The organism is Variovorax flavidus (assembly GCF_030317145.1).
Taxonomy (GTDB): domain Bacteria; phylum Pseudomonadota; class Gammaproteobacteria; order Burkholderiales; family Burkholderiaceae_C; genus Variovorax; species Variovorax flavidus.
In genome coordinates this window covers 80,777-100,147 of record NZ_JASZYE010000004.1, presented here as the reverse complement: position 1 = coordinate 100,147, position 19,371 = coordinate 80,777, and the positions used below count along the sequence as shown (strand labels likewise).

Sequence of the window (19,371 nt, the reverse complement as noted above, 5' to 3'; positions counted from 1 at the left end):
TTCAGACCGCGCCCGACCGGCTAACATCCACCGCCCCGCCTGCCCAGCAGTCGGGGCGGAATTGTTATCAGGGGGGCGAATAACTTTTAATCGATATCGCTCATGGAAAAACGCGTCGTCTTTCGCTCGGGCTGGCTGCCCTGGGCGCTGCTCACGCCGCAGCTCATCGTCATCATCGTGTTCTTCTTCTGGCCCGCGAGCCAGGCGTTGATGCAATCGATGCAGATGCAGGATGCCTTCGGCACCTCGACCGAATGGGTCGGCCTGCAGAACTTCAGGGACCTGTTCAACGACCCGGCCTACATCGAGTCCTTCGAGACCACGGCCCTCTTCTCGATCCTGGTCGCCGGCTTCGGCCTTGCGCTCTCTCTGGTGCTGGCCGTGTTCGCGGACCGCATCGTGCGCGGCGCAATGGTCTACAAGACGCTCCTGATCCTGCCTTATGCCGTGGCGCCGGCGGTGGCCGCAGTGCTGTGGGTCTTCATGTTCTCGCCCTCGCTCGGCGTCGTGGCCTATGCACTCGGCAAGATCGGCATCGACTGGAACCACCTGCTCAATTCGACGCACGCCATGACGCTGATCGTGATGGCCGCGGTCTGGAAGCAGATCTCGTACAACTTCCTCTTCTTCCTCGCGGGCCTGCAGTCGATTCCCAAGTCGCTGATCGAGGCCGCTGCCATCGACGGGGCGCGGCCCTGGCGGCGTTTCTGGACGGTGCAGTTCCCCCTGCTCTCGCCGACCACCTTCTTCCTGCTGGTGATCAACGTGGTCTACGCCTTCTTCGACACCTTCGCGATCGTCGACGCGGCGACCCAGGGCGGACCGGGCACGGCCACCCGGATCCTCGTCTACAAGGTCTACCACGACGGCTTCAAGGCAATGGACCTCGGCGGCTCGGCCGCGCAGTCGGTGGTGCTGATGGCGATCGTGGTCGTCCTGACCGTGATCCAGTTCCGCTACGTCGAGAAGAAAGTGAATTACTGACATGGTCGAACGCAGTCCCTCTCTCGGCATCCTGGCGCACGCCGTGATGATCTTCGGCGTGCTGCTCGTCGCCTTTCCGCTCTACCTGGCGTTCGTGGCATCGACCCATACGGCCCAGGAGATCGTGCAGGCGCCGATGCCGCTTCTTCCCGGCGGGCACTTCTGGGAAACCTACAAATCCGCACTGTTCGGCCGCACCGCCGGCGCCGGCTCCACCGCGCCGGTCGCCCGGATGATGTGGGTGAGCCTGGTGACGGCGCTGGTCATCACCTTCGGCAAGATCGCGATCTCGCTGCTGTCGGCATTTGCAGTGGTGTACTTCCGCTTCCCGTTCAAGAGCCTGTGCTTCTGGGCGATCTTCATCACGCTGATGCTGCCGGTCGAAGTGCGTATCGGGCCGACCTACCAGGTGGTGTCGGATCTCGGCATGCTGAACAGCTATGCGGGCCTGACGATCCCGCTGATCGCCTCGGCAACGGCGACCTTCCTGTTCCGGCAGTTCTTCCTGACGGTGCCCGACGAACTCATCGAGGCCGCCCGCATGGACGGCGCCGGGCCGATGCGCTTCTTCTGGGACGTGCTGGTGCCGCTGTCGAAGACCTCGATCGCCGCGCTCTTCGTGATCCAGTTCATCTACGGCTGGAACCAGTACCTGTGGCCGCTGCTCGCGACCACCAGCGAGGACATGTACCCGGTGGTGATCGGCATCAAACGCATGATCGCCGGGGGCGACGGGCAGAACGAATGGAACATCGTGATGGCCACGGCACTTCTCGCCATGCTGCCGCCCGCCATCGTCGTGATCCTCATGCAAAAGTGGTTCGTCAAGGGCCTCGTCGACACCGAAAAGTGAACACACCCCCAGGCTTGCCCGGCAAAACCGGTTCCGCGGTATTTCTGGAACGGGGCACGCATCGAGCCTCACTAATTAGATAAGCAACAACATGGCAGCTCTTTCGCTTCGCAACGTCATCAAGCGCTACGGCCACGGGCCGAAGGCCAACCAGGTCATCCATGGCGTCAGCGCCGAGATCGCAGACCGCGAATTCATCGTCATCGTCGGACCTTCGGGCTGCGGCAAGTCCACGCTGCTGCGCATGGTCGCGGGCCTGGAGGAAATCAGCGCCGGCGAGATTCGTATCGGCGACCGCGTGGTGAACAACCTCGAACCTGCCGAGCGCGACATCGCGATGGTGTTCCAGAACTACGCGCTCTACCCGCACATGACGGTGTTCGACAACATGGCCTACGGCCTGAAGATCGCCAAGGTGCCGGTGCCGGAGATCAAGACGCGTGTCGACAAGGCAGCCAAGATCCTGGAACTCGGCCACCTGCTGGCGCGCAAGCCGCGCGAGCTCTCCGGCGGGCAGCGCCAGCGCGTGGCCATGGGGCGCGCCATCGTGCGTCAGCCGCGGGTGTTCCTGTTCGACGAACCGCTGTCGAATCTCGACGCCAAGCTGCGCGCACAGACCCGCCTGGAAATCCAGAAGCTGCACCGCGAGCTCGGCATCACCTCGCTCTTCGTGACGCACGACCAGGTCGAAGCGATGACGCTGGCGCAGCGCATCATCGTGATGAACGCGGGCGTCATGGACCAGTTCGGCACGCCCGAGGACGTGTATTCGCGCCCCGCGACCACCTTCGTCGCCAGCTTCATCGGCTCGCCCCCGATGAACCTGCTGAAGCACGCACCCGGTGTGCGGCCGGGCACGATCCTGGGCATCCGCCCGGAGCACATGACGCTCGACGCGAACGGCTGGTCGGTGCAGGTGGAGCACGTGGAGTTGCTGGGCGCGGAACGGCTGATCTACGGCCGCATCGGCGAAGAGCAGTTGATCATGCGCGTGGACGAAGGCCAGACACCGCCGGCCGCCGGCGACACCGTCAAGATCGCCGCGCGCCAGGACAAGCTGCACTGGTTCGACGCCGGCTCCGGCAAGCGCACCGCATGAGTGCCACGATGGCGGCCTCCGATTGGCCCTACCCGCGCTGGATCGCGCATCGCGGCGCCGGCAAGCTCGCACCCGAGAACACGCTGGCGGCATTCCGGCTCGGCGCCGAACACGGCTATCGCATGTTCGAATGCGACGCCAAGCTCAGCGCCGATGGCGTGCCCTTTCTCCTGCACGACGCCACGCTCGATCGCACGAGCAACGGCCGTGGCATTGCAGGTGACCAGCCCTGGGCCGCACTCTCCAGGCTCGATGCGGGCAGCTGGCACTCCCGGCGCTATGCCGGCGAGCCGTTGGCGAGTCTCGAAGGCCTCATCCGGTTCTGCATCGCCAACAGCCACGCGCTCAACATCGAGATCAAGCCGACGCCAGGGCTCGAGCGGGTGACCGGCGAAACCGTGGCGCGAGATGCCGCGGCGCTGTGGGCCGGCGCGCCCCTGCCGCCTCCGTTCCTCACTTCATTTGCGCCCGACGCCCTGCGAGGCGCCCAGGCCGCACAGCCCGAACTGCCGCGCGGCCTGCTGCTGGACACGCTGTGGGACGGCTGGCTCGACACGGCCACGCAACTCGGCTGCGTAGCGGTTGTCTGCAACTACGCCTTGTGGGACGCCGCCACGGTCGCCCGGGTACACGCCGCTGGCCTGCGCGCACTGAGCTACACCGTCAATGACGACTGGGCGGCCCGGCATCTGATCGCGCTCGGCACCGACGGGATCATCACGGATCGCGTCGACAGGTTCAGCCCGGCAAGCTGAGCATCGAGGCTGGCGGCGGCGCGCATTTCGCCGACAGAACGGACGCCTTCTATGATGAAGTCATGAGTTGGCTCCAACGTCTCGCGGCACTGCTGCTCGCCGCCGTGCTTTGCGGCCCCGTGTTCGCCCAGGGTGATTCGAGCGAAGTCGCCCCTACCGTCGCCGCATTGCGGGCTCAGCTGGATCGCATTCCGAAGTCCGTCGATGCCGGTGATGACGTCGCCGGCCTGATTGCAGAACTGCACGGCATCAGCGCGGCCACCGACAAGTTCACCGCGGCGCGCACGGGAGAGCTCAACGACCTCAACGCACGCCTCGGCGAACTGGGCAACCCGCCCGCGGCCGGGGCGCCAGCCGAAAACCCCGACATCACCCGCCGGCGCGCCACGCTGACCAAGGAGCGCAACGCGCTCGACGCCGACATCCGGCTTGCACGTCTCGTCACGGTGGACGCCCAGCAGCGCGCCAGCGACCTGCTCGCCAAGCGACGCGCGCTGTTCGAGGCCCAGCTGACCGAACGCTCGCCTTCGCCCCTGGGCAGGGAGTTCTGGCGCGACATCGCCGATGCGTGGCCCTCCGACGTCGATCGCCTGAGCGCGCTCGGTGCCGAACTGCAGAACGGCTTCGACGTGGCGAGGGAGCCGGCCCATAGGGCGCCCGCATTGCTCAGCATCGTCGTTGCCCTGGTGGTCGCGCTGCTGGGCAACTGGATCGCCGAGCGCGTCTTGACCCAGCTCGCGGCGCGCTTCCTGCCAGGGGGCCGCTTGCGGCGTTCGCTGCTGGTGATCGCCATCGTCACCGCCAATGTCCTGATCGTCGGCATTGCGGCGCAGGCCGTCTACGCGACCTTCGACTTCCACGGCATCTGGGGACCGCAAAGCCGCAAGCTCGGGCAGGCCGTGGTGCAGTCGAGCATCTTCATCGCCTTCGTGGTCGGGCTCGGACGCGCGCTGCTGTCCAACAGCCGGCCGTCGTGGCGCCTGCCGCCGATACCCGACGACATGGCCCGGCGCCTCGCGCCCTTCCCTTGGCTGATGGCCGTGGTCGCGGCGCTGGTGTGGGCGCCGACGCAAGTCAACGCGGTGGTGGAAGCCAGTTTCGCCGCCGTGGTCGGCTCGCACGTGGTGACGGCCCTGGCCCTCACCGCCATGATCGGCGCGATGCTGCTGCGGCTGCGCGAGCCGGTGCATCCCTCGCCTGCCGAAGGAGCGGCTCCTGCCGTTCCGGACGCACCGGCGACGGATGCCGCCACGCAGCCCCCCGAGGCGGCGGAGCGCCCGCTCTGGGTGGGCATCCTTCTGGCCGTTGTCGCCCTGGCGCTGGTGGTCATCTGGATCCTGGTCGCCACCGGCTATGTGGCGATGGCGAGCTTCCTGGCCAGCCAGCTCAACTGGACCTGCATCGTCGCGGCGGCGTTCTATGTGCTGTTCAAGTTTGCCGACGACCTGTTCATGGCCGTGGTGTCGTCGCGCAGCAATTTCGGACATCGGTTGCAGGCGAGCTTCGGGCTGGAGTCGCGGACGCTGGACCAGGCCGCGGTCGCGCTGTCGGGCCTCAGCCGCGTCGCGCTCTTCTTCTATATGTTGATCGCGCTGGCGACCCCGCTGGGCACCAGCCCGGGCGAGGTCTTCCTGCGCAGCGGCAAGTTCGTCGGCGGCGTGAAGGTGGGCGAGATCCAGCTCGTTCCCGGCGCGATCTTCAGCGCGGTCGCCGTGCTGGTGGGCGGCTTTGTCGCCTTGCGTGTCGTCAAGCGCTGGCTGGAGAGTCGCTACCTGCCGAACACTGCGCTCGAGCCCGGCATGCAGAGTTCGATCACCACCCTGCTCGGCTACGTGGGCGGGATCATGGTGGTTGCTTTCGCGCTCTCGGCGCTGGGCATCGGCATCGAGCGGATTGCGTGGGTGGCGAGCGCGCTGTCGGTCGGTATCGGCTTCGGCTTGCAGGCGATCGTGCAGAACTTCATCTCGGGCCTGATCCTGCTGGCGGAGCGGCCTGTCAAGGTCGGCGACTGGGTGGTCCTGGGCAATGCCGAGGGGGACGTGCGGCGCATCAACGTGCGCGCGACGGAGATCCAGCTGGGCGACCGCTCGACGATGATCGTGCCGAATTCGGAGTTCATCACGAAGACCGTGCGCAACATGACCCTCACGAACGCCGAGGGCCGCGTGCTCATCCGTCTGCCGATGCCACTGACCACCCACGCGAGCCGCGCGCGCGAAGTGATGCTGGCGGCGTTCGCCAACCACCCTGGCGTGCTGACAACGCCAGCGCCGACCGTCACGCTCGAAGGCATCGAGGTGGGCTTCCTGATCTTCCAGGCGATCGCCTATGTGCCGAGCCCGCGCCTGGCCGGTGGCGTGCGCAGCGACATCCTCTTCGCGATCCTCGATGGCTTGCAGGCAGCCGATTTGCCGCTGGCAGCCTATCCGGGCGTGCCGGCCCCGCCCGGAACACCGGGCGCCCCACCCGTGCCGGCGCCCGCGGCGGCCGCCCCCGTGGGGCCGCTGATCGCGCCTTAGCGGCGCCAGCCTCCGGCGACCAGCCACTGGCTGGTGCCGCACGCGACCACCAGGGCCGCGTAGGTGGTCATCTTTCCGTCGCGCCCGAAAATGACCAGCCCGGCCGCCAGCACCGCGACGCCCACTACGAAATTGATAGCACCCTGAGCCCACCAGGCGGGGGCCTTGGCCGCCCGCCGCATCGAGACCCGGCCCAGGATGGCGCACAGGAAGCCGACCGCAAACGCGGGGGCAACGAAATTGAGCAGGTGGTTGAGGAAATCCAGCGGGGCCATGGGAGGGGTGGTGCAAGGGCGACCACGGGTATCGCCGCGATGGCCACGGCCTTTTTCGGGCTGCATGCCGTGTGCGGGCTGCTGATTTTATAATCAGCAGCTATGTCAGTCTGGGCCCTCGGCTTGAACCACACGACCGCGCCGCTCGACCTGCGCGGTCGTTTTGCGTTCGCCATCGACCAGATCGCCCCAACTCTGCACAGCTTGCGGCACTCTTTCGGCTCCCAACGGCACCCCAGCGTGGAGGCCGCGATCATCTCGACCTGCAACCGCACCGAGATCTACTGCGCCGCCGACCACCAAGCGCTCGACCACACGGTCGACTGGCTGGCGCAGAGCGGCGGCGTCGCGCCGGCCCTGCTCCGATCGCACGCCTACACGCTGCATGACGACCAGGCGGCGCGCCACGCCTTCCGTGTGGCCAGCGGACTCGATTCGATGGTGCTCGGCGAGGCCCAGATCCTCGGCCAGATGAAAGACGCCATTCGCGCCGCCGAGACCGCCGGCGCCCTTGGCAGCACCTTGAACCAACTCTTCCAGCGATCCTTCGCGGTGGCCAAGGAAGTGCGCACGGCGACCGAGATCGGCGCGCACTCCATCAGCATGGCAGCTGCCGCGGTCCGGCTGGCAGGCCAGCTCTTCGAAGACCTGCAGCGCACGCGCGTGCTCTTCGTCGGCGCCGGGGAAATGATCGACCTGGCGGTCACGCACTTCGCCGCCAAGCAGCCCAAATCCATCGTCATCGCCAACCGTACGCTGGAGCGCGGCGAGAAGCTGGCGTCCCGCTTCGGTGGTGAAGCCATGCGGCTCGCGGATCTGCCATCGCGTCTTGCCGAATTCGACATCGTCGTGAGCTGCACCGCGAGCACGCTGCCGCTGATCGGCCTCGGCGCCGTGGAACGTGCGCTCAAGTTGCGCAAGCACCGCCCGATGTTCATGGTGGACCTCGCCGTGCCGCGCGACATCGAGCCCGAGGTCAAGGCGCTGGAAGACGTCTACCTGTACACGGTCGACGACCTCGCTCAAGTCGTGCAGCAGGGCCACGCCAATCGGCAGGCCGCCGTGGCCCAGGCCGAAGTCATCATCGATGCCGGTGTGCAGAGCTTCATGCACTGGCTGGACCAGCGCGGCACCGTGCCGCTGATCCGGCAGCTCAACGCGCAGACCGATGAGTGGCGCGCCACCGAACTGGCGCGCGCTCGCAAGCTGCTTGCCAAGGGCGAAAGCGTCGACGCCGTGCTGGAAGCGCTCTCGCGCGGGCTCACGCAGAAGATGCTGCACGGCGCCATGGCCGAGCTGCACGCTGGCGACGCCGCCGCGCGCGAGCACACGGCGCTGGCGATCTCGCGCCTGTTCCTGCGCAACGATCTTCGCGGCGATCCGCGCAAAGAGCCCTAGCGACGCTCGTCGCACCGGCGGCGCTTGCCGCCACCAGCCGTTGCCGCGACCGCGCGGCCCCGTATCTTTCGCAATTCCCCTGCTGCCGTGAAACCATTCCTGCGTCACCAACTCGAGCGCTACGCGCAACGCCTCGGCGAACTGGACTTCCTGCTGTCGCGGGAGGACATCATGTCCGACATGGCGCAGTACCGCACCATCTCGCGCGAGCATGCGGAAGTCACGCAGATCGCCGGCCGCTATGGCCGCTACGTCCAGCGCGAGGCCGATCTGGCCGGCGCCCGCGAGATGCTCGACGATCCCGACATGGCCGAGATGGCTCGCGAGGAAATCGCGAGCGCCGAGGCTGAACTCGTCCAGCTCGAAGACGAACTCCAGCGCCTGCTGCTGCCCAAGGACCCGGACGACGCGCGCAACGCCTTCCTCGAAATCCGCGCAGGCACCGGCGGTGACGAGTCGGCCCTCTTCGCCGGCGACCTCCTGCGGATGTACACGCGCTACTCCGAGCGCGCAGGCTGGCGTTGCGAGCTCGTGAGCGAAAGCGAGAGCGAACTCGGCGGCTACAAGGAGGTGGTGGTGCGCATCGTGGGCGACGACGTGTTCGGCAAGCTGCGCTTCGAGTCCGGCGGCCACCGCGTGCAGCGCGTGCCGGCGACCGAGACGCAGGGCCGCATCCACACCAGCGCCTGCACGGTCGCGGTGCTGGCCGAGCCCGACGAGACGCAGGCCGTGCAGATCAATCCGGCCGACCTGCGCATCGACACCTATCGCGCCAGCGGCGCGGGCGGGCAGCACATCAACAAGACGGACTCGGCGGTGCGCATCACGCACATCCCGACCGGCATCGTCGCTGAATGCCAGGACGACCGCAGCCAGCACCGCAACAAGGCCAAGGCGCTGCAGGTGCTGTCGGCACGCATCCAGGAGAAGGACCGCAGCGAGCGCGCGGCCAAGGATGCGGCGCTGCGCAAGGGGCTGATCGGCAGCGGCGACCGCAGCGACCGCATCCGCACCTACAACTTTCCGCAAGGCCGGCTCACGGACCACCGCATCAATCTCACGCTCTACAAGTTGCTGGCCATCATGGAAGGCGACCTGGGTGACGTGCTGGCGGCGCTGCAGTCGGCACGCGAAGCGGAGCAGTTGGCCGAACTCGAAGCCAGCTTGCCGGCGTGACGACTTCAGACACGCCATTGCCGTCCACCGCGGTCCAGATGCTGGCCGCCGCCGCGGGATTGGGCGTCGAGCGGCTCGACGCCCAGCTGCTTTTGCTGCACGTGCTGGGTCGAAGCGGGAGCGAGCGAGCCTGGCTGATGGCGCACGACACCGATGTGCTCACCGCTGAGGTTTGGCCTGCATTTGCCCAGTTGTGCGCGCGACGGGTCGAGGGCGAGCCGGTGGCCTATCTGGTCGGCGAGAAGGAATTTCACGGACTCGGCTTGCAGGTCGATCGGCGGGTGCTGGTGCCCCGACCCGACACTGAAACGCTGGTCGAATGGGCGCTGCAGTGCCTGGATGGCCGGACGGTGCCCTCCGTTCTGGACCTCGGCACCGGCAGCGGCGCGATCGCACTGGCGATCCAGCACGCTCGCCCTGATGCAACGGTCACGGCCGTCGATGCCAGCGCCGACGCCCTCGCCGTCGCGAGCGCCAACGCGGCTCGGCTCGGGCTGCCGGTGCGCTTCAAGGAGGCCAACTGGCTGGCCGGCGCGGGCACGGGTCATGACCTGATCGTCTCGAACCCGCCCTACATCGCCGCTGGCGACTCCCACTTGCCCGCCCTGCGCCACGAACCGGTCCAGGCGCTCGTTTCCGGCGCCGACGGCCTTGACGATATCCGCCGCATCGTCGAGTCAGCACCGGACCATCTGGCGGACGGCGGCTGGCTGATGCTCGAACACGGCTATGACCAGGCAGAGACGGTGCGTCAATTGCTCGCGCGCCGCGGATTTGCCGAGGTCCAAAGCCGCAACGACCTCGCCGGCATCGCACGATGTTCCGGCGGGATCTGGCGCACGGTGAAATAATCCGCCCAGCCCAATTTCCAGGAGATCCCCATGTCCGAAGCCCAGCAACGCATTGACGACCTCGTCAAGACCAACGACCTCGTGCTCTTCATGAAGGGCAACGCCAGCTTCCCGATGTGCGGTTTTTCCGGCCGCGCGATCCAGATCCTCAAGGCCGTGGGTGTCGACACGCGAACGCTCAAGACCGTCAATGTGCTGGAAGACGACGCCATCCGCCAGGGCATCAAGGAATACAGCAACTGGCCGACCATCCCCCAGCTCTACGTGAAGGGCGAGTTCGTCGGCGGTTCGGACATCCTGATGGAGATGTACGAATCCGGCGAGCTGCAGCAGATGCTGAACAACAGCCCTGCGTGATCATGGCTCGCCCCCAGGCTGCGCGCACTTCGTGTCGCTTCGCCTACCCCCTGCCGGGGGCAACACCGGCGGACCGGCGGAGCCGGTTCCGCGGTGTTTCGCGGGAATTCAAGCTGCTGGTGCGGGCATGACTCACGATCACGGCGATCACGGGCATTCGCATGGCGAAGGCGCTTGGAAGCACGATGGTGTGCGGGTGATCCCGGGCAACCAGCTCGACACCAACACCGCGCAGACACCGGGCATGAACCGGGCCGCCGCCATCAACTTCGCGCGGGTCGGGGCACAGAAGCTCTGGGCGGGCACGGTCACCATCCACGCCAATGCCAAGACTGGCGCTCACCATCACGGCCATCTCGAATCGGTGATCTACGTGGTTCGGGGACGCGCCCGCATGCGTTGGGGCGAACGGCTGGAATTCACGGCCGAAGCCGGTCCGGGCGACTTCATCTACGTGCCGCCCTACGTGCCGCACCAGGAAATCAACGCCAGCGAGACCGAAGCGCTCGAATGCGTGCTCTGCCGCAGCGACGGGCAGGCGGTGGCGATCAACTTGGACATCGAGCCTGTCGAAAAGCCCGATACGGTGCTGTGGGTCGATCCGACCCACCCGCAAGGCGGCGTGTGACTGCGCCGCGACAGAATCCCAAAACCCTGAAAAGCGAGAAAACGTAGACACCCGTCGAACCCGGGCACGGCTTATGCTGTCCAAAGAGTGTTCGAAACCGGAGGTGTCCATGGATTCCCGCAGTCTCGTCCCCGCCACGCCGGCGTTCCAGTTGCCGGTGGCCCATCTGCGCAGCGTGTTCCAGACGCACGACGTCGAACGCAAGCTCGCCAAGCTCCCCGATCGCGACCACGAACACCTGCGGACCACCTACGAGCGCATGCTCGAGCGCGGTCCCGACCGCTTCCAGGTCAAGCCCAGCGGCGTACCCGAGATGGCCGCGCTCTATGCCCAATTGCCCAATTTCACCGAGGTGCTCGACGACGTGCGCCGCCACGTCGCGCTCGCGCAAGACAGCCGCGATGGACTGGAAGTGACGCCGATGCTGCTCCTCGGCCCGCCCGGCATCGGGAAGACCCATTTCGCGAAGAAGCTGGCCGAATTGCTCGGCACCGGCATGTCCCTGGTGCCGATGAATTCGATGACCGCCGGCTGGCTGCTTTCGGGTGCATCCTCGCAATGGAAGGGCGCCAAGCCGGGCAAGGTGTTCGAGGCGCTGGTCGACGGCCAGTACGCCAACCCGGTGATGGTGATCGACGAGATCGACAAGGCCGGCGCCGACAGCCAGTACGACCCGCTCGGCGCGCTGTACAACCTGCTCGAACATGACACGGCGCACGCTTTCGTCGATGAATTCGCCGAAGTGCCCATCGACGCGAGCCAGGTGATCTGGATCACCACGGCAAACGATGAGCGCAGCATTCCCGAGCCCATCCTGAACCGGATGAACGTATTCGAGATCGAGGCGCCTTCGCCCGAAGCCGCCCGCCAGATCGCGCGTCAGCTCTACATCTCGATCCGCAACGACCACGACTGGGGCCGGCTGCTGGCCGAGGAGCCCGCCGGCGACGTGCTCGACCATCTGGCTACGCTCGCCCCGCGCGAGATGCGCCGCGCGCTGATGACCGGCTTCGGCAACGCCCGGCTGGCCGGCCGCGACGAGATTCGCGTCGACGATCTGCCGCGTGCCAACGTCGCCCGGAGCCGCATCGGGTTCGTCCAATAGAAGGCGCCGGACGGGTCATGGCACCATGTCGGTCTTCATTGACCGACCCATGACCCTGACTCAAAGCCTGCTGGTCCTCGTTGCGCTGATCGCAACGAGCGCCTTTTTCTCTCTTGCCGAAATCTCACTGGCGGCCTCCCGTCGCCTGCGCCTGCGGCAGATGGCGGACGAGGGCGACGTGCGCGCCGAGCGCGTGATGCGCATCCAGGAGCAGCCCGGCCACTATTTCACCGTCGTCCAGATCGGCCTCAACGCGGTCGCCATCCTCGGCGGCGTGGTCGGCGAAGGCTCGCTCAGCCCTTACTTCGCGCGCCTGTTCGAAATGTGGCTCAGCGTGGAAGCGTCGCAGAACGCTGCCTTTCTCGCATCCTTCGTCACGATCATCGCGGTGTTCCTTGTGTTCGCGGACCTGTTTCCCAAGCGTCTGGGCATGAGCAACCCGGAGCAGCTCGCGGTACGCATGGTCGGACCGATGCAGGTCCTGATCACCACCTTCAAGCCGCTCGTCTGGTTCTTCACGGTCAGCACCGACCTGCTGTTCAAGCTGCTCGGCATGCCGAGCCAGCGTGACGAGAAGATCACTTCGGCCGACATCCTCGCCATGACCGAAGCCGGCGCGCGCGCCGGGGTCCTCGCCCAACGGGAACAGCAGGTGATCGCCAACGTGTTCGAACTCGACACGCGGCTGGTCAGCAGCGTGATGACTTCGCGCGACCGTATCGCGTGGTTCCTGCGGGACGATCCGGAATCCGTGCTGCGTGCGCGCATCGTCGCCGAGCCTTTTTCCGCCTACCCGGTGTGCGAGGGCGATATCGACCACGTGCTGGGCTATGTCGACGCCAAGGACATGTTCCAGCGCGTGCTGAGCGGGCAGCCGCTGTCCTTCTCCCAGGGACTGCCACTGCACAAGGCGCTGGTCATCCCCGACCGGCTGTCGCTGACCGAAGTGCTGGAGCAGTTCCAGCAGGCGCATGAAGACTTTGCGATCATCGTCAACGAGTACAGCCTGGTCGTGGGCGTGATCACCCTCAACGACGTGATGAGCACGGTGATGGGCGATCTGGTCGGCGATCAGGATGAAGAGCAGCAGATCGTCAAGCGAGACGAGAACTCCTGGCTGATCGACGGCGTGACGCCGATCCAGGACGTGCAGCGCGCACTCGACATCGACTCGCTGCCCCATGACGACGAATACGAAACGCTCGCCGGCTTCCTGATGGTGATGCTGCGCCGCGTGCCCAAGCGGACCGACAGCGTGACCTGGGCCGGCTACACCTTCGAGGTGATGGACGTGGACAGCTTCCGCATCGACCAGGTGATGGTCACCCGCGCGAGCGCTGCGGGCAAGAGCTGAGGCTCAATCCTCCAGCCGGCGGTCCTTGAAGACCCACAACCGCTGGTTCGCGAAGACGGCGTCGGGGTAAGGCGAGCGGCCACGGCTGCCGTTGTAGCGGCCGAGCGTCATGAAGAGGTCGCCTTGCTCGCGATTGAGGTAGTGCCGCAGGATCACACAGCCGAATCGCAGGTTGGTCTGCATGTGGAACAGCGTCGACGGATCGCCGTCGCCGATGACGCGCGTCCAGAAGGGCATCACCTGCATGTAGCCGCGAGCGCCGGCGCTCGATACGGCAAATTTTCGGAAGTTGCTCTCCACCTGGATCAGGCCGAGCACCAGGCTGACGTCGAGCCCCGAGCGACGCGCCTCGTACCAGACGGTCTGCAGGAATTCCTTGCGCGTCGGCCAGTCGGGAAGTTTCTTCTTGAGGCGCTCGCTCATCTCGCCGAGCCATCGCAGGTAGGCGAGGCGCGCCTCGGTGCTGCCGAACTCCGGCACCGGCGGCGCCTTGTTGTGGATCGCCGAGCTGAGCGCGGTACGGACCGAATCGATCAGCGGTTCCTCGATCTGTGCACCCGCCATGGCGCTGCGGGGCAGCATCAGGGACATCGCCCCGGCAGCGGCGCCGCCGAGACACAGTCGTCGGGAAAGGCTGGACGCTGGCGTCCGCGCCACAAGGCTCATGCCGCTGCCAGCTTGCCGGCGATGAATTCTGCGATGCCGGCCACAGGCACCTTCGTTGCGGCGGTGTCGCGACGGTGCTGGTACTCGAACTGGCCTTCCTTGAGGCCACGGTCGGAGATCACGACGCGATGCGGCACGCCGATCAGTTCCCAGTCGGCGAACATCGCGCCGGGGCGCTCGCCGCGATCGTCGAGCAGCACGTCGGCGCCTGCCGTGAGCAGTTGCTCGTACAGCGCTTCGGCGGCGACCTTGACCTCGGGGCTGCGGTCCATCCCGATGGGGCAGACCACCACGGTGAAAGGCGCGATCGCGTCTGGCCAGATGATCCCGCGTTCGTCGTTGTTCTGCTCGATGGCCGCCGCGGGCAGCCGCGTGATGCCGATGCCGTAGCAACCCATTTCGAGGAACTGGGGCTTGCCCGCTTCGTCGAGGAAGGTCGCATTCATCGGCTTGCTGTACTTGGTGCCGAGCACGAACACGTGGCCGACTTCGATGCCGCGTTCGATCGCCAGCAGGCCCTTGCCGTCGGGCGAGGCATCGCCGGCAACCACGTTGCGGATGTCTGCCACCACGTCGGGTTCGGGCAGGTCACGAACCCAGTTGACGCCGGTGATGTGGAAATCGACCTCGTTCGCACCGCAGATCCAGTCGGCCATGACGGCGACTTCACGGTCGGCGACGATCTTCACGGCCTGCTTCAGGTTGAGCGGGCCCAGGTAGCCAGGCTCGCTGCCGAAGTGGTCCTTGATCTCGGTGACGGTCGCGAAGCGGAAACCGTCGTCCAGCCCCGGCACCTTGCTCACCTTGATCTCGTTCATGTCGTGGTCGCCGCGAACGAGCAGCAGCCAGACCTGGGAGCCCTTGATGTTGCCGGCGGCATCCACGATGTCGGTGGCCAGGACGAGCGACTTGACGGTGGTCGACAGCGGCACGCCCAGCAGGGCAGCCACGTCCTCGCAGGTGCTCTTGCCCGGGGTGGGTGTCTTCGTCGCGGGCTGGGCCGCTGCTGGCCGCGGACCGGCCGGTGCGAGCGCCTCGGCCTTTTCCATGTTGGCGGCGTAGTCGCTGTCGGGGCAGTAGACGATCGCGTCCTCGCCCGTCGCGGCAATGACCTGGAACTCCTGGCTGACGTCGCCGCCGATGGCGCCGCTGTCCGCAGCCACGGCCCGGTAGCGAAGGCCGAAGCGGTCGAAGATCCGGCGGTAGGCATCCGCCATCACCTGGTAGCTGGCCTTGGCGGCATCCAGGTCGCGGTCGAAGCTGTAGGCGTCCTTCATGATGAACTCGCGCCCGCGCATCAGGCCAAAGCGCGGACGACGCTCGTCGCGGAACTTGGTCTGGATCTGATAGAAGTTTTTCGGCAGTTGCTTGTAGCTGCGGATTTCCTGGCGCGCGATCTCGGTCACGACCTCTTCGCTGGTCGGCTGGATGACGAAAGAGCGCTCGTGCCGGTCCTTGATGCGGAGCAGTTCGGCGCCATAGCCCTGGAAGCGACCGCTCTCTTCCCAGAATTCGGCTGGCTGCACCACGGGCATGGTGAGTTCGACCGCGCCCGCCCGGTTCATTTCCTCACGGACGATCGCCTCGACCTTGCGGATGACCCGCAGGCCCATCGGCATGTACGTGTAGATGCCCGTGCCGAGCTTCTTGATCATGCCGGCGCGCATCATGAGCCGATGGCTCGCGACTTCGGCATCGGCCGGCGCTTCCTTGAGGGTGGAGACAAAGAATCGGGAAGCTTTCATCGGTCGCGGCGCTGAGGGCTACAGGTAGGATTACTGGGGGGCAGGCCTGGAGAAGACCTGGAACGGGTCGCTTGCCGAGTGCAACCCGGCATGCATAATCGACTCAGTTCAAAAATTGGGGTTTGATTATGCTCGACCGGGACGGCTTCAGGCCCAACGTCGGCATCATCCTGCTCAACCAGAGAAACCAGGTTTTCTGGGGTAAACGCATTCGCACCCATTCCTGGCAGTTTCCGCAAGGCGGCATCGATCGCGGCGAAAGTCCCGAGCAGGCCATGTTCCGGGAACTGCACGAGGAAGTAGGCCTCCATCCGGAGCATGTGCGCATCGTGGCCCGTACCCGTGACTGGTTGCGCTACGAGGTGCCGGATCGGTTCATCCGCCGTGACGCGCGCGGCCACTACAAGGGCCAGAAGCAGATCTGGTATTTGCTACAACTCATCGGCCACGACTGGGATCTGAACCTGCGTGCCACCGACCATCCGGAGTTCGACGCCTGGCGTTGGCACGACTATTGGGTCCCGCTGGACGTCGTGGTCGAGTTCAAGCGCGGCGTCTATGAGATGGCGCTGACCGAACTCGCTCGCTACCTGCCTCGGCAGGATTTCCGCAACCGCTTCCTGCGCAGCAACGTGCGCGCTCGCGAATTCGAGCGCCATCCGCCTGCTGCAGGCCATGAATCCCATTTCGAACTGCCCCCGGGGGCCAGTTTCGACCCGAATCCCAATGCCTCTCATCCAGCGCCCGATCCCAGCGACCCTCTTCACGTGCAGCGCTAAGCATGTTCTCGTCCTCACCGTCGCATGCGTGCTCTCCGCGTGCAGCTCGGGCCCGAGGGACACCGACAACCGGGACTGGGCGCAAGCCGGCATGCCGCCGCTGGCCACTGTGACGGCACAGCCCGACGAATGGAAGGAAAGCGCACTGCCGCCGCCCCCTGCCTTCGAGGAAAAGAGGTTGCTCCCGATCGAGATGCCACCGCACCTGAGCCTCAACTACGGCGTCGACCCGGCCACCATTTCCGTGACCGGTGACGGCGTGGTTCGCTATGTCGTCGTGGCCAGCAACAAGGCTGGCGGTGCCTCCAACGCCTTCTACGAAGGCGTGCGCTGTTCGACCGAAGAGGTAAAGCAGTACGCCCGCTTCAACCAGGGAACCTGGCACGACGTGGCCAACCCGGAATGGAAGCGCATCAACAACCTCAGCTCGCGATACGCCAAGGAACTGGCCGCGCAAGCCTTGTGCCGCGGTCACGCCCCTCGTGCATCCGTCAGCGAGATGATCAGGAACATCAAGGACCCGATCCGCGAGGTCCAGTAGGCGTTCAGCGGCCGTCCGGCATCAGCACCATGTTGTCGCGGTGGACCATTTCCGGCTCCGCAACATAGCCCAGCAGACGCTCGAACTCTGACGAAGGCTTGCGGCAAAGCATCCGCGCTTCGGCACTCGAGTAATTCGCCAGGCCGCGGCCGAGTTCGGCGCCCTGCCCGTCGCGGATGGCGATCACGTCGCCCCGCGAGAACTCACCCTCGACGCCTGTCATGCCGATCGGCAGCAGGCTCTTGCCCTCGCCGCGCACCTTGGCGGCGGCGCCGGCATCCACCACAACGGCACCCCGCAACTGCAGATGGTCGGCCATCCAGCGCTTGCGCGCCTGGTGCTTGGCGGTCTGTGCCACCAACAGCGTGCCGATCGGTTCGCCACGCGTCAGGCGCAAGAGCGCGTCCGGCTCGCGGCCCCAGGCGATGACGGTGGAGGCGCCGGAACCCGCAGCGCGCTTGGCGGCAAGGATCTTGGTGATCATGCCGCCGCGGCCGATGCTGCTGCCCGCACCGCCGGCCATCGCCTCGAGCGCGGGATCGCCGGCCGCCGCCTCATGCACGAAGCGGGCGTCGGGATCCTTGCGCGGGTCCGCACTGAAGAGGCCCTTTTGATCGGTCAGGATCACCAGCGCATCGGCTTCGACCAGATTGGCGACCAGCGCGCCCAGCGTGTCGTTGTCACCGAACTTGATCTCGTCGTTGACGACCGTGTCGTTCTCGTTGATGACCGGCACGACGCCCAGCGCCAGCAAGGTGACGAGGGTGGAGCGTGCATTGAGGTACCGCTCGCGATCGGCAAGATCGGCGTGGGTCAGCAACACCTGGGCGCTGCCGATGCCGTTCTCCCGCAGCTTGGTCTCGTAGATCTGAGCCAGTCCCATCTGGCCGACAGCGGCGGCGGCCTGAAGCTCATGGATTTCGTGCGGGCGCACACGCCAGCCCAGTCGCTTCATGCCTTCGGCAATGGCGCCGCTCGACACCATCACCACCTCCCGCCCATCGCGCACCAGCGTGGCGAGCTGGCGGCACCATTCGCCGATGGCGCTCTCGTCGAGGCCACGGCCTTCATTGGTGACGAGGCTGGAGCCGACCTTGACGACGATGCGCCGTGCATCACGAAGGGCGGTGGAACCAGTGCTAGAGGTCATTGAAAGCTGTTGCGGTCGTGGAATGCTTGCCGGAATCACTGTCTCTGGAATGCCATCGAACGGAACCCGGAACTCAGGAAAAACGCGGATCGATCTCCGTCGGCGGCTGCTCGGCAACCTGCTGCGCCTTGACGTGCTGGTAGATCGCCTGCACCAATGGCTCGCAGCCCTCACGCGTCAGTGCCGAGATCTCGAACACCGGCCCCTTGAACCGCAAGCGCTTGACGAAGTCCTTGACGCGCGCGGCACGCTCGTCGGTCGGCACCATGTCGAGCTTGTTCAGGACCAGCCAGCGCGGCTTTTCATACAACGCTGCGTCGTACTTCTTGAGTTCGCCAACGATGGCCTTGGCCTGCGCGACCGGATCGACACCTTCGTCGAATGGCGCCATGTCGATCACGTGCAACAGCAGGCGGGTGCGTTGCAGGTGGCGCAGGAACAGGTGGCCGAGGCCGGCGCCCTCGGAGGCACCCTCGATCAGACCCGGCAAGTCGGCCACGACGAAGCTCTGCTCCGGACCGACGCGCACCACTCCGAGGTTCGGGTGCAGCGTGGTGAAGGGATAGTCCGCGATGCGCGGACGCGCATTGGAAATGGCGCTGATGAGCGTCGACTTGCCGGCATTCGGCATGCCCAGCAGGCCCACGTCGGCGAGCACTTTCAGCTCGAGCTTGAGATTCTTCTTTTCGCCGGGCCAGCCAGGTGTCTTCTGGCGCGGTGCGCGGTTGATGGCGCTCTTGAAGCGCATGTTGCCGAAGCCGCCGTCGCCGCCCTTGGCAATGGTGATCACCTCGCCCGGCGTCAGCAACTCGTACAGGACCTCGCCCGTCTCCGCGTCGGAAATGATCGTGCCGACGGGCATCTTCAGGGTGACATCGTCGCCGGCGGCGCCGAACATGTCCGACCCCATGCCGTGTTGACCGCGCTTGGCGTCGTGGCGGCGCGAGAAGCGGAAGTCGACCAGCGTGTTCAGGTTCGGGTCGGCCACGGCAAAAACGTGACCGCCACGGCCACCATCGCCACCGTTCGGCCCGCCGAACTCCTTGTACTTCTCATGGCGGAACGACACACAGCCGTTGCCACCGTCGCCAGCGGCAACGTCGATGAAGGCTTCGTCCACGAACTTCATGAGATGT

At 66.2% G+C, this 19,371-nt stretch carries 19 protein-coding genes; 14 read left to right on the top strand and 5 right to left on the bottom strand.

The features are described 5' to 3' along the window. Positions 1 to 102 precede the first annotated feature (102 nt). The 5 genes from ugpA (at position 103) to QTH90_RS20345 (ending at position 6,210) form a co-directional block, all read left to right on the top strand. Complete coding sequence (gene ugpA / locus QTH90_RS20365) at positions 103 to 984, top strand: sn-glycerol-3-phosphate ABC transporter permease UgpA (protein ID WP_286666388.1); 882 nt, start codon at positions 103 to 105, stop codon at positions 982 to 984. A gap of 1 nt (position 985) precedes the next feature. After that, the gene (ugpE, locus tag QTH90_RS20360) at positions 986 to 1,837 is read left to right on the top strand and encodes a sn-glycerol-3-phosphate ABC transporter permease UgpE (RefSeq protein ID WP_286666387.1); all 852 of its coding nucleotides are present in this window, start codon (positions 986 to 988) and stop codon (positions 1,835 to 1,837) included. Between the two features lie 91 nt (positions 1,838 to 1,928). After that, a complete protein-coding gene (gene ugpC / locus QTH90_RS20355) occupies positions 1,929 to 2,936 on the top strand; it encodes a sn-glycerol-3-phosphate ABC transporter ATP-binding protein UgpC (RefSeq protein WP_286666386.1) in 1,008 nt (335 codons plus the stop codon). Between the two features lie 8 nt (positions 2,937 to 2,944). Then, positions 2,945 to 3,691 carry a glycerophosphodiester phosphodiesterase gene (gene ugpQ, locus QTH90_RS20350; RefSeq protein ID WP_286666385.1) on the top strand — a complete coding sequence of 249 codons (747 nt, stop codon included), beginning with the start codon at positions 2,945 to 2,947 and terminating at the stop codon, positions 3,689 to 3,691. Positions 3,692 to 3,753: 62 nt separating this feature from the next. After that, positions 3,754 to 6,210 carry a DUF3772 domain-containing protein gene (locus QTH90_RS20345; protein ID WP_286666384.1) on the top strand — a complete coding sequence of 819 codons (2,457 nt, stop codon included), beginning with the start codon at positions 3,754 to 3,756 and terminating at the stop codon, positions 6,208 to 6,210. On the opposite strand, the gene QTH90_RS20340 is transcribed toward QTH90_RS20345, so the two are convergent. Next, positions 6,207 to 6,485: a hypothetical protein gene (locus tag QTH90_RS20340; RefSeq protein ID WP_286666383.1), complete on the bottom strand. Its 279-nt coding sequence runs from the start codon at positions 6,483 to 6,485 to the stop codon at positions 6,207 to 6,209. The two genes, QTH90_RS20345 and QTH90_RS20340, sit on opposite strands and share 4 nt — an antisense overlap. Positions 6,486 to 6,587: 102 nt before the next feature. On the opposite strand from QTH90_RS20340, the gene hemA reads away from it, so the two are divergent. The 7 genes from hemA to paeA all read left to right on the top strand — a co-directional run bounded on the left by hemA (position 6,588) and on the right by paeA (position 13,354). Beyond that, positions 6,588 to 7,883: a glutamyl-tRNA reductase gene (hemA, locus tag QTH90_RS20335; protein ID WP_286666382.1), complete on the top strand. Its 1,296-nt coding sequence runs from the start codon at positions 6,588 to 6,590 to the stop codon at positions 7,881 to 7,883. 87 nt (positions 7,884 to 7,970) lie between these two features. Continuing rightward, positions 7,971 to 9,059: a peptide chain release factor 1 gene (gene prfA, locus QTH90_RS20330; RefSeq protein WP_286666381.1), complete on the top strand. Its 1,089-nt coding sequence runs from the start codon at positions 7,971 to 7,973 to the stop codon at positions 9,057 to 9,059. A gap of 38 nt (positions 9,060 to 9,097) precedes the next feature. Beyond that, positions 9,098 to 9,910, top strand: coding sequence for a peptide chain release factor N(5)-glutamine methyltransferase (gene prmC, locus QTH90_RS20325; protein ID WP_286666380.1), 813 nt, complete (start codon positions 9,098 to 9,100; stop codon positions 9,908 to 9,910). Between the two features lie 30 nt (positions 9,911 to 9,940). Further along, positions 9,941 to 10,267, top strand: coding sequence for a Grx4 family monothiol glutaredoxin (gene grxD / locus QTH90_RS20320; RefSeq protein ID WP_286569326.1), 327 nt, complete (start codon positions 9,941 to 9,943; stop codon positions 10,265 to 10,267). 127 nt (positions 10,268 to 10,394) lie between these two features. Beyond that, complete coding sequence (locus QTH90_RS20315) at positions 10,395 to 10,895, top strand: cupin domain-containing protein (protein ID WP_286666379.1); 501 nt, start codon at positions 10,395 to 10,397, stop codon at positions 10,893 to 10,895. A 109-nt stretch (positions 10,896 to 11,004) separates the two neighbouring features. Next, complete coding sequence (locus tag QTH90_RS20310; RefSeq protein ID WP_286666378.1) at positions 11,005 to 12,000, top strand: AAA family ATPase; 996 nt, start codon at positions 11,005 to 11,007, stop codon at positions 11,998 to 12,000. A 49-nt stretch (positions 12,001 to 12,049) separates the two neighbouring features. Beyond that, complete coding sequence (gene paeA / locus QTH90_RS20305) at positions 12,050 to 13,354, top strand: polyamine export protein PaeA (protein ID WP_286666377.1); 1,305 nt, start codon at positions 12,050 to 12,052, stop codon at positions 13,352 to 13,354. A 3-nt stretch (positions 13,355 to 13,357) separates the two neighbouring features. On the opposite strand, the gene QTH90_RS20300 is transcribed toward paeA, so the two are convergent. Both QTH90_RS20300 and QTH90_RS20295 read right to left on the bottom strand, forming a co-directional pair. Beyond that, a complete protein-coding gene (locus QTH90_RS20300) occupies positions 13,358 to 14,020 on the bottom strand; it encodes a lytic transglycosylase domain-containing protein (protein ID WP_444814749.1) in 663 nt (220 codons plus the stop codon). Beyond that, positions 14,017 to 15,765, bottom strand: a complete 1,749-nt coding sequence (locus QTH90_RS20295) for a proline--tRNA ligase (protein ID WP_286666375.1) — start codon at positions 15,763 to 15,765, stop codon at positions 14,017 to 14,019. The genes QTH90_RS20300 and QTH90_RS20295 overlap by 4 nt, the downstream gene beginning before the upstream one ends. A gap of 128 nt (positions 15,766 to 15,893) precedes the next feature. On the opposite strand from QTH90_RS20295, the gene QTH90_RS20290 reads away from it, so the two are divergent. After that, a complete protein-coding gene (locus tag QTH90_RS20290) occupies positions 15,894 to 16,544 on the top strand; it encodes an RNA pyrophosphohydrolase (RefSeq protein WP_286666644.1) in 651 nt (216 codons plus the stop codon). Positions 16,545 to 16,635: 91 nt separating this feature from the next. Next, the gene (locus QTH90_RS20285; protein ID WP_286666374.1) at positions 16,636 to 17,085 is read left to right on the top strand and encodes a CNP1-like family protein; all 450 of its coding nucleotides are present in this window, start codon (positions 16,636 to 16,638) and stop codon (positions 17,083 to 17,085) included. Positions 17,086 to 17,089: 4 nt separating this feature from the next. On the opposite strand, the gene proB is transcribed toward QTH90_RS20285, so the two are convergent. Further along, complete coding sequence (proB, locus tag QTH90_RS20280; protein ID WP_286666373.1) at positions 17,090 to 18,235, bottom strand: glutamate 5-kinase; 1,146 nt, start codon at positions 18,233 to 18,235, stop codon at positions 17,090 to 17,092. Positions 18,236 to 18,308: 73 nt separating this feature from the next. Then, the gene (cgtA, locus tag QTH90_RS20275) at positions 18,309 to 19,364 is read right to left on the bottom strand and encodes an Obg family GTPase CgtA (RefSeq protein ID WP_286666372.1); all 1,056 of its coding nucleotides are present in this window, start codon (positions 19,362 to 19,364) and stop codon (positions 18,309 to 18,311) included. Positions 19,365 to 19,371: the final 7 nt, after the last annotated feature.